Origin of the sequence: Bacteroides faecalis (genome assembly GCF_003865075.1) — a bacterium.
GTDB classification, from domain to species: Bacteria; Bacteroidota; Bacteroidia; order Bacteroidales; family Bacteroidaceae; genus Bacteroides; species Bacteroides faecalis.
This window is the reverse complement of the sequence record NZ_BHWB01000001.1, coordinates 199500-216980: the sequence shown is the minus strand read 5'-3', so window position 1 is coordinate 216980 and position 17481 is coordinate 199500. Positions and strand designations below refer to the sequence as shown.

7 protein-coding genes and 1 pseudogene are annotated in these 17481 nt (G+C 40.5%); 1 reads left to right on the top strand and 7 read right to left on the bottom strand.

Annotation, left to right across the window (positions count from 1 at the left end):
- Nucleotides 1-25: 25 nt before the first annotated feature.
- A complete protein-coding gene (locus EJF25_RS00815) occupies nucleotides 26-1792 on the bottom strand; it encodes a glycoside hydrolase family 2 protein (RefSeq protein ID WP_125039630.1) in 1767 nt (588 codons plus the stop codon).
- A 270-nt stretch (nucleotides 1793-2062) separates the two neighbouring features.
- Between EJF25_RS00815 and EJF25_RS00810 the strand changes: the two genes are divergently transcribed.
- A complete protein-coding gene (locus EJF25_RS00810) occupies nucleotides 2063-6322 on the top strand; it encodes a glycoside hydrolase family 2 TIM barrel-domain containing protein (RefSeq protein WP_125039629.1) in 4260 nt (1419 codons plus the stop codon).
- A gap of 432 nt (nucleotides 6323-6754) precedes the next feature.
- On the opposite strand, the pseudogene EJF25_RS00805 reads toward EJF25_RS00810, so the two are convergent.
- From EJF25_RS00805 to EJF25_RS00780, 6 genes and pseudogenes are all read right to left on the bottom strand, one after another.
- Nucleotides 6755-7021: pseudogene (locus EJF25_RS00805) on the bottom strand (transposase); the annotation flags it as partial.
- Between the two features lies 1 nt (nucleotide 7022).
- Nucleotides 7023-8714 (bottom strand): GxGYxYP domain-containing protein, encoded by a 1692-nt coding sequence (locus EJF25_RS00800; RefSeq protein WP_125039627.1) that lies wholly within the window; start codon nucleotides 8712-8714, stop codon nucleotides 7023-7025.
- 205 nt (nucleotides 8715-8919) lie between these two features.
- Nucleotides 8920-12087, bottom strand: coding sequence for an alpha-mannosidase (locus EJF25_RS00795; RefSeq protein WP_125039626.1), 3168 nt, complete (start codon nucleotides 12085-12087; stop codon nucleotides 8920-8922).
- 35 nt (nucleotides 12088-12122) lie between these two features.
- A complete protein-coding gene (locus EJF25_RS00790; RefSeq protein WP_125039902.1) occupies nucleotides 12123-14444 on the bottom strand; it encodes a glycoside hydrolase family 3 N-terminal domain-containing protein in 2322 nt (773 codons plus the stop codon).
- A gap of 81 nt (nucleotides 14445-14525) precedes the next feature.
- The gene (locus EJF25_RS00785; RefSeq protein ID WP_160119351.1) at nucleotides 14526-15473 is read right to left on the bottom strand and encodes a BT_3987 domain-containing protein; all 948 of its coding nucleotides are present in this window, start codon (nucleotides 15471-15473) and stop codon (nucleotides 14526-14528) included.
- Nucleotides 15474-15490: 17 nt separating this feature from the next.
- Entirely contained in the window at nucleotides 15491-17470 is a 1980-nt protein-coding gene (locus EJF25_RS00780; RefSeq protein ID WP_125039624.1) for a RagB/SusD family nutrient uptake outer membrane protein, read from the bottom strand.
- Nucleotides 17471-17481: the final 11 nt, after the last annotated feature.

The following is a 17481-nucleotide window of genomic DNA, read 5'->3' as shown; positions in this document are numbered from 1 at the left end:
TTTGTATGCTAGGAATGAGTTAGGTTTATTTTTTCTTTGTCGGTCTACTTGGGATTTTTTCAAAGATAGATTTGACTCGTTCAACGTTTAGTTTGGGTTCACGATTATAGTTGTAGATACCATTCTTTTCCTGTTCGATATCAGTAAGCTGAGTGTAACAAAATCCGGTAATATTTCCAGAAGTCTGAATTGCATCGACTAGCTTTTCCAGACACTCATAGATATCATCTTCGTTGGTAAACATACCTCCATGCCCCCATGTACCTTTGGCGCTTTCTGATGTTTCCCAAACAAGACCACCAAATTCACCAATGAAAAGGGGCTGATTGGTATATTCTGCTTTATTTTTATCCGGTTTCAGTTTTAATGCGAAGCGCGTTACGTCTGACTCATAGTTCATGATACTCCAGATATCAGTAACGCAGTGGAAACTTGTAAGATCATTGAATGGTCGGCTAGGATCAATGGCTTTAGTTATCTTTTGTGTATCAAATATTAGTCGTATGAATGTAGGTGTAATTCTACTAAATAGAGTGAAGGGAGACCAGGTGATTATGGAAGGGTGATTCCGATCCCGTTCAAGGATTTCCGCCCATTCACTGAGGAAATTCCGTGATGCAACCTCGTTATTAGGATCCATTCCGCCGTTAGGAGATTCTACCCAAGTGATAAATCCAAGTTTGTCTGCCCAATAATGGAATCGTTCTTCGAAAATCTTTTGGTGTAGACGTGCACCATTAAAGCCGGCGGCTTTACCTAATAGAATATCATTTTTTAGGGCCTCGTCGGTGGGCGCAGTCCAAATTCCGTCGGGATAATATCCTTGATTCATAACCAAACGCTGGAAATAAGGCTCATTGTTTAAGTAAAATTGTCCGTTAGCTGTGTGAACTTTGCGCATGCCTACGTATGATTTTACTTCGTCGATAACCTGTCCTTTAGCATCTTTTATACGGTAGGTGATACCGTACAAATGAGGAGTTTCGGGACTCCAAAGTTTCATTTTTTTTATAGGTAGAGTCAGATCGCTACCATTAGCACATTGGGATATTTGTTGAGCGACTTTTCTCTGACCGTCATATAACGTAACTTCCAGTGTCTGACCATCGGATATTTGATAGAATTGTGGAGTGATTGTCAATTGTTTATTGTCGATGTTTGGAGAAGTGATTGCTGATTCCAATCCATAGGTAGAGACAGCTTCCATCCATACAGTCTGCCAGATACCGGTAACGCGGGTGTAAAAACATGCAAAAGAAGATTTTTCCAGAGATTGTTTGCCACATGCCTGAAGTCCTGACCTTGGATTGTCGGACGCAGCTACCACAAGATTATAGGTTTGTCCTGGTTTGGTTATCTGAGTTAAGTCTATTGAAAATGGGGTACTTCCACCATAATGGAAACCGACCATACGTCCATCCAGATAGATTTCTGCAACATAATCAACAGCACCGAAATGGAGTAAAATCTTCTTGTTCTCCCAATCTGTCGGTATGGTCAGAGATCGTTGATACCATATTCTTTTTATAAAATCCGTGTGGTTAACCCCCGATAGCTTACTTTCCGGGCAGAAAGGGACAGTAATTGTACCGCTGAGGCTCTTTGACGTTGGCAGGTTGCGCTTGTTCCCTGTATTGTCGGAATCGAGCTCATATGTCCAGGTTCCGTTTAAATTAACCCAAGTACTTCTTTCGAACTGTGGGCGCGGATATTCCGATCGGGGAATATCATTGGTTGCTTTAGCTACAAAAGAAAGTAGTAAGCCAACTAGAATAAGATGTGCTTTTCTCATGTTTAGTAAATTTTGTTTTTTGTAATATTTAAAGATGTTAGTTGATTACAAAGTTAAGAATTAATAAAGGAGAAAAAGAAATAAACTATTCAAATAAGGACATTATCTGTTCATTATAGCAATAAACCGGTTATATTTTAAAGCGTATATATCATAAATATTATAAATTCATTATTAAAGCCGAAAAAAAACACTACATTTGTAAGCGAATGAAACTCTGGAAAACATGAACCATGGAGAAACATTAAAACTAAATAACCAATCAATTTTATGAAACGACAAATCATGAACAGTGCATTGATTGCATTTCTGACTTTGCCTTTATCTGTTGTAGCACAGAATACCGATAAGCCGGAATGGAACAATGAGTATGTGTCGGGAGTGAATAAAGAGGTGGCTTGTCAGATAGCTATTCCTTTTGCTAACGAACAACAAGCGATGGATTTAACCATTGAAGAATCTCCTTATTACAAAACATTGAACGGCACATGGAAATTCCATTGGGTAGCCGATCCTAAAGACAGACCACAGGATTTTTACCGGTCGGAGTATGATGTTAGCGGGTGGGATGATATCAAAGTACCTGCCCCTTGGCAGATCGAAGCGATACGTCACAATAAAAAATGGGACAAACCGCTGTATTGTAATGTTATCTATCCTTTCTGTGATTGGCGTAAGGTAGAGTGGCCTAACGTTATTCAACCTCGTCCTTCTGATTATACATTTGCTACCATGCCTAATCCGGTTGGTAGTTATCGTCGGGAGTTTACCTTACCGGATTCTTGGAAGGGACGTGATATTTTCATCCGTTTTAATGGGGTAGAAGCTGGATTCTATATCTGGGTGAATGGCAAGAAAGTCGGCTATTCGGAAGACAGCTATCTGCCTGCAGAGTTTAATTTGACTCCTTATTTGAAGAATGGTAAAAATATACTTGCTGTTGAGGTTTATCGTTTTACAGATGGTAGTTTCTTGGAGTGTCAGGACTTCTGGCGTTTTAGTGGCATCTTTAGAGATGTCTTTTTGTGGTCAGCACCGAAGACCCAGATCAGAGACTTCTTTTTCACAACCGATCTGGACAAAGAATTTAAAAATGCCATTGTTAATCTGGACGTAGAAATTACTGGCAAGAAGAGTAATGATGAGATTCAGGTTAAACTGATGGATCTGAATGGAAAAGAAATTGCCAAGCAGACTACACGTGCTCAAATCGGAACCAATCATATTGAATTTGAGGTGATGAATCCGTTGAAATGGACGGCTGAAACTCCTAATCTGTATAACTTAGCTATCTCTTTGATCCGGAAAGGTAAAACAACGGATATTCGTAATGTGAAGGTAGGCTTCCGCAAAATAGAATTTACTAGTGATGGTCAGATGTTGATCAACGGTAAAACAACTTTGTTTAAGGGAGTTGATAGACATGACCATAGTTCTGAAAACGGACGTACTGTTTCTAAGGAAGAGATGGAGAAAGATGTGCAGTTAATGAAATCCTTCAATGTAAATGCCGTACGTACTTCTCATTATCCGAACAATCCTTATTTCTATGATTTGTGTGACAGATATGGTATTTATGTGCTTGCAGAAGCAAACGTGGAATGTCATGGTTTGATGGCTTTATCTCATGAACCTTCTTGGAAGAAGTCTTTTACAGAGCGTAGTGAGAATATGGTGAGACGTTACAGAAATCATCCTTCTGTTATGATGTGGTCTTTGGGAAATGAGTCCGGTAACGGTATCAACTTTAAGTCAGCAGAAGAAGCTGTTAAGAAGTTGGATAAAACACGTCCTACTCATTATGAAGGAAATAGTTCTTTCTGTGATGTGACCAGTAATATGTATCCCAGTGTAGAATGGCTGGAGAATGTAGGAAAAGAGCGTTTGGAAAAATCACAGAAGGGTGAGGCTGTGAAACCTCATGTAGTTTGTGAATATGCTCATGCAATGGGTAATTCGATGGGTAATTTCAGAGAGTATTGGGAGACATACGAACGTTATCCGGCTTTGATTGGTGGCTTTATCTGGGACTGGGTAGATCAGAGTATCAAAGTACCTACTCCTGATGGTACCGGTTATTATATGGCTGTTGGTGGCGATTTCGGTGACAAACCTAATGACGGTAATTTCTGTACGAACGGTGTTATATTCTCCGACCGTACTTATGCACCGAAAGCTTTGGAAGTTAAAAAGATACATCAACCGGTGAAAGTTGAGGCTTTGGGAGATGGTAAGTATAAAATTACCAATAAAAGATTCCATACAGGTCTGGATGATTTATATGGAAGGTATGAAATAATGGAAGATGGTAAAGTCCTTTCATCGGGAAATCTGGAAGAGTTGCAGTTAGATGCACAAGGAAGCAAAGTTATTACTATTGCTGATCCGGTCTTAACGAAAGTTCCCGGAGCCGAATACTTCATTAAGTTCAGTTTCTGTCAGAAGAAAGATACCGACTGGGAAAAAGCAGGATATGAAGTGGCGTCCGAACAAATAAAAATAGCGGATAGTGAGAAACCTGTTTTCAAGGCAGGAAATGGGGCAATCAGTTGTACGGAGACAGAAAAAGGTTATCTCGTAAAAGGTGAACGTTTCGAAGCTACTTTCTCAAAAGAAGAAGGAACCGTATCTTCTTATGTATTGGATGGGGTGCCTTTGATAAGCAAAGGGCTGGAACTGAACGTTTTCCGTGCACCTACGGATAATGATAAACAAGTAGATGGAGACTGGCAACGCAAAGGACTGTATAATATGTCTTTAGAGCCTGGTCAGTGGGAAATGCGTCAAGAAGACGGTAAGGTGATTCTGGCAATAAAGAATATCTATAAAGGTAAATCAGGCTTTGATTTCCAGACAACGATTGAGTATACTGTAGCTGCGGATGGTTCTATTCTGGTGAATAGTACGATTATTCCTGCCATGAATGGAGAAACCATTCCTCGTGTGGGTTATCGTTTGGAATTGCCGGAAGGCTTCGAACGGATGCGTTGGTTTGGTTGTGGCCCATTTGAAAATTATGTAGACCGTAAGGATGCTTCTTATGTAGGTATCTATGATGATCAGGTATCCAACAAGTGGTTGAATTATATCAGATCACAGGAAATGGGTAATCATGAAGATGTACGTTGGATTTCTATAACGAATCCGAATGGAGTAGGTTTTGTATTTGTTGCCGGAGATAAGATGTCGGCTACTGCTTTGCATGTAAGAGCGCAAGATATGGTTGATCCTAACGATCTTAGAAAGCTGTATCATCGGTATGAAGTGCCTGTAAGAAAAGAAACAATTCTTTGTTTGGATGCAGCAACCCGTCCGTTGGGTAATGCCAGTTGCGGTCCCGGCCCGATGAGAAAGTATGAACTTTTCTCTCAGCCAACTGTATTCAGCTTTATGATGTTGCCTTTGGAAAGAAGTTATTTAAAAGACGAATTGGCTAAAAAAGCACGTGTACGGATGCCGGTGTCTATGCCTGTTCTGATTGAGCGGGGCAATGATGGTTACCTGAATCTGAAGACAAGTACACCGGGAGCTAAGATTTATTATAGCCTGAACGGAGAAAAGTATAAGGAATATACAGGAGCTATCGAATTAATCTCCGGTGGTAAGGTACAAGCGTATGCCGTTTCAGAGAATCTGGGCAAAAGTATGGTTACATCTGCTGAATTTCCGATTTATGTGGATCGCTCTGGCTGGAAGATTGTTTCTGTCAGCAGTGAAAACAAGGGAGAAGAAGCGAAAAATGCAATTGATGGAGATCCGAATACGATCTGGCATACCCGTTGGAGTGAAAATGAAGCCAAGCATCCGCATGAGATCATTGTAGATATGGCTTCCTTGCTCGAGATAGATCAATTCATTTATCAGCCACGCAATTCAGAGAATGGTCGTATCAAGGACTATGAACTTTATTTCAGTACAGATGGTAAGACTTGGGAGAATAAGATCAAAGGTGCTTTTGAGAACTCTTCTTCGTCACAAATTGTACGATTGGAGAAGCCTATTGTTGCACGTTATTTCAAGTTGATTGCTTTATCCGAATTGTTTGGCAGAAACTGGGCTTCGGCTGCCGAATTAAATGTTAATGTTACTAAAAACCTGTCAGGAGTAACCGGAAGCAAGCAGCGGGTAATATATGTAGATAGCGATGCAGACGATAGTATGAAATTGGCTGCTGACGGCAATATCAATACTTATTGGCATACGGTCCACAACCAGTTCTATCTGGCTCCTTATCCTCATGAAATACAAATGCACCTGTCTAAGGAGATGAAGGTAAAAGGTATTAAATATACGCCTCGCCAGGATTCATCGGAAGGACGGATAGCCAAATATGAAATATATGTGAGTCGTGACGGAAAAGAGTGGGGGAAAGCAGTTGCTTCAGGTACTTTTACCGACTCTAAAGATACACAGAAAGTTGAGTTTACTCCGCGTTCTGTAAAGTACGTGAAACTTCAGGCTTTGTCAGCTTGCTCTAAAGACGATAAACGGGCTGCTGTAGCAGAATTAGAAATTCTGGTAGAAGAGTAACAACCTATTTATTAGTCGTGTCCATATATGCCCAGCGTGGTGAGTATATAGCTCCACCGTGCTGGGCATATATATTTGCCACGTTGATTATTAATACCTGAGAATCAGGATGCTAATACCTTATAATCTAGTTAAATACCTTTCATTTTTCTGATGCATAACAAATGAAAACTTGAGGTTTTCATCTTCTTAAAATAAACAACTGATTAACATGAATTTTATTTGATAGGTTAAGCTTGCGCTAGTTTCATTTTGTCAATGAAAAAATTAAATTCTATCAATTATGAGGAGAACAGTTTTTTTAGTTGTACATGCTGTTACTATAGTAAGTGCAGTTTGTGTGAAGAAAAGCATGAAGGGTATTCGCTTAACAGACTTGGGACTAAGTGAAATTTCGGTATTTGCTCTTAAAATATAAATCTCTTAAATAATTTAACGTGAGTTCGATATAAACTCAAAAAATAGTAGTTGCCCATCATTGGAAAAATTAAGTTCAATGGCGGGTTTCTTTTCAAAGAAACAATATGCCGATATACTCTCCAATAAATTGGAAATGAGGATATTGAGCGAATCCTGCCTGGAATACTCAATCTGTACAATATTCTTCAATTCGTTATTGACTGTCTTAATCGAGGCTCTTTTTCTAAGCAGTATTTTATGTGCTATACTCATCAGAGAATTCTTCACGTTATTTAGTTTTCTAGTGGCGGGCACGTATCCGCCACAGTAATTCATTCATAGACACATTTTTCACCTGAGGAGACAATAAATGATTGGAAGCCTTACTTGCATTATATCCTTTGATGGGTAAGTCAGTGGCATTTGCAGTATTACTAAAATCCGACCAAGCATGTATGATGGTCCATGATAATGGATTTTTTTTCTCTTTCTGCTTTGCTGCTTTTGCTGCATCCCGGTTGATTAGGGAAGCTACATAATCCGGACCTCCGCATAACGGATTATGGAATAACCCCGACCAGATAGAGAATTTGGCGGTTACTATCGGAATCTCGATGTTCTCTTTGTTCTTCACCCAAACGATGTCACCACCCATATTATAAGGATTGTATTGGATAGCTATCATTCCTGTCATCCCTTCTATCTCCCTGGCATAGATTTCATAGGCCTGACGTGCTTCTTTACTGAAAACGTCTTTGCAAATGAATCCGAATATTTTAATATTCAATTTTTGGAAGTGCCAGTTTATACGTCGGGCGAATTCGGTAAGAAGTTCTACACGATTGGGACGGTTCTTGGCAAATTCATCAGGATACTGATACCCACCGCCATATTCAATCACACTTGAGTTATCTTTCTTCATCGACACAAAGCGGTTCCAGGTAGAAATACTGATTATTGACAGATTCACCGGGCAGAGTGTCCATGATACAGGAGAACGGTTCTTATCTTTGTTTCCATAATATACAGGACTGTCGAGGAATTCTCCCATGGTCCATTGCATATTATCTCCATCGCTGATGACAAACGAATGAAAAGCAGAAGAATCTTTGAGGTTTATTTCATTAATACTTTTTTCATGTATGGGTAAAGGTTCCATTTTATCAGAAGCAGCCATGATTACAAGAAGATTGTGACACCAGTTGGAGGCTGTGTTGTAATGTCCCCAGCGAGTAATAGCTCCTGTATATTCATCTTCATTTCCACAATTCCAACCTAATATAGGTGACAATGGAGTTACCCATTCTAAGATTTGTTCTGAAAAATGTCCGGTGTCATAATACAGCATCAGTTTTTGGGCGATAGCAATGTCGCGGCAATTACTGACTTTAGGGTCGATACTTAGAGCGGAATTTCTGTTTAGCTGATCTTTGCATTGGGCGAAACATGTTTCCGGTGATTCGTTGCGTACGTCTTTCAGTTGTTTTAATCCGGTTTCCTTGATTCGTTCCTCTAAAGTTTCGTCTACGAGTATGCCTTGTAAAAGTCCCGCATATACAGTTGCTACATTGGAGGAGTAATTGATTCCTTCCCTTCGTGAATAGTTGTCCCCTTTCGAGGTGTCAGTTTTATAAAGTACATATCCTTTTACAATCTTTTTCTTCTTTAGATAGTGTAATAGTTCCCATACATTCATACGGGTAGGTTGAGTTATATTCAGGCTTGTTAGTGAACTTTTTAGAATTGCATCATATGAGGTATTATTAAATTCAATCCAAACCATTTCATTAAACCTGCCATTATTAACTGCTTGTCCGCATAAACCGGACAAAGATTCCAGAAGCATACTTTCTGCTTGGTTAAGATTTTGCCTATTACATATGATGATCTTTTGAGGTGCTTTCTGTATAGGCCAACCGTGTCTGCCATTGTAAGCAGATAGTGTAATAGAGAGAAGTAAACAAATGAATGTTAATGGTAGCTTGGTTTTCATGATTGAGAGGTTTGGAAAGTTATTTTCACTTTATAATTCAACTTTTGCAAGTGCTTTTCTGAGGCTTCGGAGGGCTATTGATTACTTGTTTGTAGGGTATTAATAGCTAATTAAGTAGACTATTAATAGCCTACAGATTGTTTATTAATACTCTGGAAGCAGGTCTGTTTATACCTAAAAAGCCACTTGCAAAAGTTTAGTTTCTTTATTTTTTAGTTTCTAATGGTAATGCGCGCATTTCATTGGCGGCACTAACATCATCCAAATAATTGTCAGACAATGTAATGGCAAATACAGCGATATTATCATCCTTTGGGAGTATGAGAGTTTGGGCTTCTTTTGGAAGTTCGATGCCAAACTTATACATATATGTATAGATGTAAGTATCATTGCCTTTCTCTGTATGACGGTGTGAACCAATGTATGCAGGTGTGGCATTGCGGATATAACCGTCGCTTATTCCCTTGTGCCCCCATTGTCCATAGAACCCTGAATAATAAGGGACCTCGAATTCATACGATTGGTCGCCGACAATGAATGTCGCCTGACGATCTTTGTCAGTCGAAGTAGCCAGAATATAGAGTTTCTTTCCTGCGGCCTCTTTAGGTAATTGAATAGTGTCTCCTTTACATTTGAGAACATTTTTAGTTTCGTGCTTACCAATATTGAAAGGAATATTGTCACAAGTCACTTGATTACCGATCAATTCAGCGGCAAAACTGTTTCCTTTCTTATCAAAAGAAACCGTATAGCCGAAGTTCTCAGGTGTGAAAGCCTTACTGTTAAATGCTAATTGGATAGGAATATTCTGTATAGGAGTTGCTTTCACATTTCCTTTCTTCAGGCGGACAGCGAATGTTCTTGGTTGGTAGGAAGCCATATTGAAACAGAGTTTATTGTCGTGGATGGTGGCTTTGCCTATCTTCTCCTCGATACCATTTGTTTCATAAGCTGATTCAATAGTGGCGGGGAAAGTTACTTCTACGTTTTGTGCCGTTTTCCCTTGCATTTCATAAAAGCGGATCATGTACATATCGCTTTCCTCACCTTTTTTTAGTGAACGGATTACTACTTGCGGTGTATTCACTTTTGCGAAAGAATATTCGCGTCCTAGTGCACCTTTGTGCTTCGGGGTATTAAATACAGCTAGGCGGCTGTTCAATGATTCTGCCAAATGGCTGATACCCGCTTGTAACGGTTCATTCTGATGGCCTACGATAGAATAAGTAAACGTATGGTGCCCGAAATCCTGCTGTTCCTGATATTTATATCTGTCTTTGCTGGTAGGAGCATGGAATAAAGTAAGACGTAATGTATTGTCATTCGGTTTGTCCCATCCATATTTACAGTCATTAAGGATGGCTACCCCATAACTGTTATCGGGAGCAGTAATATCTGCCCACTGCTGGGCATATACTTCATAAGCAGTATTGGTATTATTTTTACGTTTTACCGTTCCAATACCCAGATCGTAAACAGCTTCCTGATTTCTTATGTTCATAGGGAACTCTGCTTTCAACACAGCATCTTTTGTAGACCAATCTACTTCGTTGATGATATCAATACGTTCATCATTTGCTCCTTCGCTTATGCGAATGTATTGTACGAATTTGGAAGTGTTGTAGCTGCGTTCTACGCGAAGAGCTGCATATGATGGTCCTTGTTCTGCAATACTGATTTTCGCCTCTCCGGAAATTTCGGTTCCCGGTTTGTCAATGACTTTCTTTTGAATTTCCCACGCTGGCCATTCTGTTGATTCATTTTCCAAAAAGAGTGCCAGTCGGAATGCTTTACCCGGTTCAACTAATTGTTGATCAGTACGTTTATCTATAATCGAAGTAATGTCGCCATTAGCGTTCAGAGTCAGTTTGTAGACGCTGTTTTCCAATGTATTCTGAGTTGCTTTCAATGAAGAACGTTTGCTCTTCTTTCCAAAACGGACATCGTAAACAGAACAGCTGAGAGGGGCCAAGGAAGCACTGAAAGCAATGTGTGCTTTCCCGTCTTTCCAATCGACGAGTTGTGCAAGAACTTCTTTTCCGTTAGCGTCGAACACTTGTACTCCCGCAGGTTTCTTCGGGGAGTCAATATAGGCTTCTGCCAGCTCTTTTCGTTGTGCTGCCATTGCATTATAAACGATAATAGCGTTTCCTTTTACTCTTGTATCCATACACGAAGCTAGCGAGCCTACTCCCGTACGAATGATATCATTAAATTGTGTTTGTGAAATTAACTCGTCGTTCCATGAGTATGTATAAGCTTTCGGCAGACTGGTCCCTGTAAGATCATCGTGGAATTGATGCCAGATAAATCTGCGCCATGCGTCTGTTAACGTATTTGCGGGATATGTTATTCCGTCAATGTAGTCTGCCATTACAGATACTTTTTCTGCCGCGTCACCTAACTGTTCGTTACGGCGGTTATAGAGTTTCATAGCGGCTTGCGAGGTATAACATCCTGTGGCATGTATATCCATTAGCAATTCTCCGTCATATACGGGGAGTTCGGGATGCTTGTCGAAAGGTAGATAGTCCTTGTATAATTGGTCGGAAGTAGCGCTGATGATTTCAACTTCTCCTTCTCCTTTGACTCCTTTTTCAATGGAGATAGCCGAATTGATATTGGCGGAACCACCACGATCACCTGTGCCATAGTAACGGTAAATTGTATGGTTGGTACTACTTTTAGCCGTATTTTTCAGGTCATTATCTTTACTGATGTCTCCTCCATCCCATTCGTGGACATAATTCTTTCCGTTCAAGGCTGCCATGATGCGCGAACCGTCTACACCTTGCCATAATCCTATGTTAAATGGCATCTTAGACTTGCCGTGCATGTTATTGTGTCTCCATTGCAGTTTTTGCGTGGAGAAACCGATGAGACCGCAATGAGCTGCAACTGTTGGCAATGTATAACTGAATCCGAAACAGTCAGGTAAGAAGATATCGGTGGATTTGAGACCAAATTCTTTTTTATAGAATTGTTGTCCTAACAGGATATTGCGGAAGAATGATTCCGGTGACGGTATATTCGTGTCGTTTGCGTCCCACGAGCTGCCGGATACGTGCCAACGTCCTTCTTTAATATACTTTTTCACCAACTCATATTCCATAGGATAATATTCCTTGATCCAATTATACTTTACCCCTCCTTCGAAATTAAATACATAATTAGGGTAGTGTTTGAATAAATAGAAGTTGCGTACCAATGTGTGTCTGAGATATTCGTTGATGGTAGTCTGTACATCCCAGTTCCATTGAGTATCCAGATGGGCATTCGACACGATATACGCTTTATACTTCTTTTGAGCGTGCGCCGGATTAAGTCCGGTCACAGCCAGAAGTAAAGCTAAAAGAATGATTCTTTTCTTCATGTGTTTCAGATTGTTTCTTTGTTTATTATATTGATTTACCTATTGATTTTGAACTTACCTTCCAGTTTGATATCCTTTGAAGAGGCACCGACCATTACTTTAAACGTTCCGGGCTCTACCTGAAACTTCATGTTCTTATCCCAGATAGCGAGATCTTGCGGACGTAACGTGAATGTTATTTCTTTCTCCTCACCCGGTTGCAACGTTATACGCTCGAATCCTCTGAGTACTTTCACATACGTTGTCACACTGCTGACTTCGTCTCTTAGATAAAGTTGCACAACTTCGTCACCGGCTCTTTTTCCTGTATTCTTCACCGTACAACTCACTTTCACGTCTCCCAATACTCCCTGTTGTTCTGGGGATATCTTGAGGTTACTGTATCCGAAAGTCGTGTAGCTCAGCCCATGTCCGAATGGGAATAACGCACCGGTCACCGATGTTCCGCAACCGCTATCCGAACCCGGTTTGAAAGGGAAAGCAAAAGGTATTTGTCCCACTGATTTCGGAAAAGTTACGGATAACCTGCCTCCCGGATTGTTATCTCCAAAAATAGTTTCTGCAACTGCCTGACCACAAAATTCCCCCGGGAACCAGGCATGAAGGATAGCGGGTACATATTTCTTTGCATAATTAATGCTGGAAGCACGACCGTCGATCATGACCAATATAACCGGTTTGCCCAATTGGCATATGGCTTTCAACAGTTCTTCCTGTCTACCTGGCAAGTTAAGGCTGGTACGGGACCGTTCTTCACGTACCGTTACTTCGCTGCCTCCCAGTACCATGATCACCACTTCAGCTTTCTTTGCTGCGGCAATAGCCTCATCCATCATCTGTTGTTCTTTCGGTGTTATATCAAAAGGAAGAACTTCACTTTCCGGGAAATTCGGATCTACAATCTCACATCCTTTTTTATAGATGACCTTAGCTCCTGGCAAAGCTTCCTTAATTCCTTTATAAACAGTCTTGATAGGAGCATTGGCAGGTCCGTAACGGCAGATAAGCTCTTTCTGCTCATCTGCGTTGGGACCGATCACCGCAACAGATTTCAATGTTTTCTGAAGAGGCAATAAGTTATCCTGATTTTTTAAAAGTACAATAGATTGACGGGCCGCTTCGAGTGATACAGTCTGGTGTTCTTTACTATGTACTACCTTCTCCGCCAGTTTGCCGTCTCCTCGGTAAGGATTATCGAATAAACCTAACCAGAACTTGACATATAGAATTTCGCTTACACGTTGGTCGATGGTAGCCTGGGATACTTTACCCTTCCCGATAGCACTTCGCAAAGGTTTGATAAAGCCTGCAGGAGAACTGAAATTGGTGCGAACATTTAAACCCGCATTGACTGATTGCACAACGGCTTCTTCGGCATTCTCGGCTACATTATGTTTGCCGGAAATGAATTCCACCGCATCACTGTCGGAAACAACGTATCCTTTGAATCCCCATTCGTGACGTAATATCTCGGTAAGAAACCGGTGGCTGCCTGTGATTGGCTCACCGTCGTAATCATTGTAAGAACTCATCACTCCTAATGCTCCTGCCTCTTGAAAAGCTACCCGGAAAGGTTCGAGATAGAGTGTGCGCATTTCACGTGGGGCTACGTGCGGATCGGTACGAGTACCACCATCACGTCCCCCTACGGGGATACTGTATACGGCAAAGTGCTTGGGAGTAGCTACCAATCTATGTTTCTGCAAACTCTCAATCATCTGTTTACCTAACTGACCTACCAGATAAGGATCTTCCCCGTAGCATTCTACTGCTCGTCCCCAACGGGGATCTTGTGCTACGTCCAGAATGGGCGAATATATATTGGTATATCCCAGGACAGTAGCTTCCGTTGCTTCCACCTCACCAATACGAGCAATCAATTCTTTGTTCCAGGTGCTTCCCTGACCACATTGGGCAGGGAAGAAAGTGGCTTTTTCGTGACAAACTCCACGGATACCTTCATTTGTGAAGTCTACCGGTATTCCCAACCGGGTTTCCTCTACAAACCATCGTTGGATATCGTGTTTGGCTTTTACGTGTTTGGCATACGGAAATGCGTACTCTGAGCCGAATTTCCCCAATCCGTTATGTTCCTCATCTATATTACCAATACCGTCTTTCCATATTTCCGATTTCCATTTATCAGTAGGTAATGCATCGGCAAGTACACGCCCGGAGCCATAGAGAGTGGCCATCTGGCAAGTTTTCTCATCCATGTTCATTTGGCTTAGCAGGTCTTTGACGCGTGCTTCAATGGGTGCTGACGGATCTTCATATACATCCATCCGACCGTTCTTGTTGAAGTCAATCCAACCTTTGTGGTAGATGCCATCTTTTGAATCGGCCTGAGTAATCATTGGGACAGCCAGCAGACAACTTAGTAATGTTAGTTTCAGTTGTATTTTCATTCTTCTTTTTTTAATGATATTAGAATTAAATTATTCTTTATCTACTACAACGTTTGGATACTCACTTCTCAACACATTTCTTATCAGTGTGTGTGTGCCTTCAAAAACCAGTTTACGGTTGTCTAACGGGTTTTTATATTTATACTGCAGATCCAATATACTGGTCTCTATATAATAACGGGTATCTGTAGCGTGATTCTCATACTTTCTGGTAATGGTAGCTTTGACTGGTTCCAGTCCCAGTTTACCACTTGGATCTGTTATAGTGATCTTTTCATTTTCATTGAAGGATACATTCAAAATGTACTTTTTATAAGTTGCCGGATCGGTTTCGGAAGTTACATTTCCGGCATACATGAAGCAAGAATTTTGTGATATAGCATACAATATGGCGGCACCTGTAGCTGTGTTTTGCCCTGTTGCTTCGATTGTCATTTTGCCATTACCGGAGTATGTTCCGCTGAATTTGTTCGTAAACTTGATGTTGGCCAGGAGTTTACTGTACTTGCCCGGACCTATCAGCTCTCCTGTAGAAGAAGATATTTTGATAGGCAGTACATAATTCTCATAGATATTTTCAATTTGGTTTAAATCTATATGTATACGTGCTGTAGTCTTGAACTCTCCGGCAGGGATTGTGTAAGATTCTTTATCGAAAGTGTAACAGTTGGTTGGCAGTTCCGGGAAATACATTTCAGTCTGAAACTTATACCGGTCGAAATTATACGCTTCCAATGTGTCAGGATCATTAGTGAGAGAGATTACGATATCCTTATTATTAACCGAAGTCCCGTTTACACCCATATCAAGTAAAAGTACACCGGTGTTATCATCCTGGATTTTCACTTCACATTCTTTCCAGCCATTCTGATTCAGATAAGAATACTTTTGAAATAATTCATCCTTTAATTCGTCTTGGCAAGAGGTGCCTCCTATTGTGATAAGGAATAAGAGTGCTATATTGATTAACTTTTTCATATCTATTATTTTTAAGATTACCATTCAGGATTTTGAGTTAAGTTTACATTACGCTTCAATTCCGCTTGTGGGAAAGGGAACAGATACATCTTACGTAAGAATACCTTCTGAATATAGCTGACGGGAGTCGGGATATAATATTCCTGGCGAACATCATTCGCCATTGTTACGTCTATATCACATCCCATCAAAGGTCCGGTTTCTTCTACGTCCGCATCTTTCCATCTCCGAAGATCGAAGTAGCGGAAGCTGTTTTCAGTGAACAACTCGATGTGACGTTCTCTTTTCAAAGCAACTCTGAAATTAGCAGGATCATTATATGTAGCGTCGTCAAAATCAGGCAATCCTGCACGCATTCTGATTGGTTTCATCGAATTCCTTATTTTAGTCACGTCGCGAGTAATCTGTACTTCCTGATCATTATAAGTTGTGATGGTATATGTTTTTCCACTGGTCAATTCATTCAGGGCTTCTGCATGAATTAGCAAAATCTCAGCATAACGCATTGTAGGTTCAGTCTTAGAGGTACAGTAACCGCCTTCGGACCACGAATCTTCTTTATTCGTATATTTTTTCAATCCGATACCCGTTAGTGGAAGGTGTGTTTTATAGCCTTCTTTGCCATTAAACTCATCCTGGTAATACCAGCATTGATAATTTTTTTCTGCTATTTTTGAGGTGCTTTCACAATCCCAGATAGCTCCGTTAAAGGCTATGCTAGCATAAAAACGTGGTTCGCGTCTACCATACATTTTAGATACATTAGGTCCCATGAAAAGAGCACCGACTCCCATTTCCGGTTCTTTGGCAGTAACAGTAAATCCTTCTTTAATGTAATAATCGCCAGCTTCGTCTATTGTTTTTCCATTATCCATATAATAAGTGTCCACCATCTTTTGAGTCACGGCCAATCTATTATCTCCTCCGGAAGTTCTCGGCATACTTTTTTTGTTCCAACGCTCTTGTATTCCATAGCCACTATAAACTCCTGTTCTGGTAAAGATCAGTTCCGGATTTTTAGAACCACGGATTGTTCCGTCGAAGATATATTTATACGAAGAATAAGGATCTACATTTTGCCAGCCGTTGGGGAAATCGAGGTGTGAATACTCCGGATGTTCAGGAGGAGTAACGCTATATGGATTTTTTGCGTCAGGGGCTACCACATGTAATTCGTATTTATTCAAATTGATCACATCCTCAGCAGCAGCGGCAGCACGTGCCCATTTAGATTCGTCATATTCTTGATTGTACAGTACAGTACCATCCAAATTCCGAATATTATAGAAGTCCTTATTACCATTCGACATGGGACTAGCGGCAAATAATAAGACTCTTGCACGCAATGCTAAAGCTGCTCCTTTGGTGGGGCGTCCAAAATTATTCTGCGCGCGTGACGATAGTAAAGTGCGTGCAGCCATCGCCAGATCACGATCTATAAAGTCGATAACCTCATCAAATTTAGCACGAGGTAACGAAAGCTCTTCATAGGAAAGACTCACATCCAAACCTGATTCAGGTATTAATGGCACCGGACCATAGGTTTGAATTAAACTAAAATAAGCAAAAGAGCGCAAGAAACGGGCTTGCCCCTGCATGTCCGAAATTTCTTCGAGTGTTAGTTCTTTACATTCCGGTACTTTCTCTATAAAAGTAGATGCTTTACGGATACACTCATAACATCTTCTTAGATGTTTATCAAAATCTCCATGAGGAAAATTATTGGCAGAGTAATTACATTGCTGTAAACTCTTTCCATCAGGATGCACCAAATCATCGCTTGCCCATTGAAACATGGAGCCATAAGGGGATAGATCAGCTTCACATAAATAGTCATAGTTATTAGCCAACCATCCTTCTACATATACCTTTTTCGAAAAAGCGGAATCGACCGATAGCATGTCGTAGAAGTATTTATCTACATCAAGAAAATCTGCGCATGAGTGAAACGATAACGTTGCACAAGCAATGCTTATAAATAGTATTATTTTTCTCATAAAAACGTGTT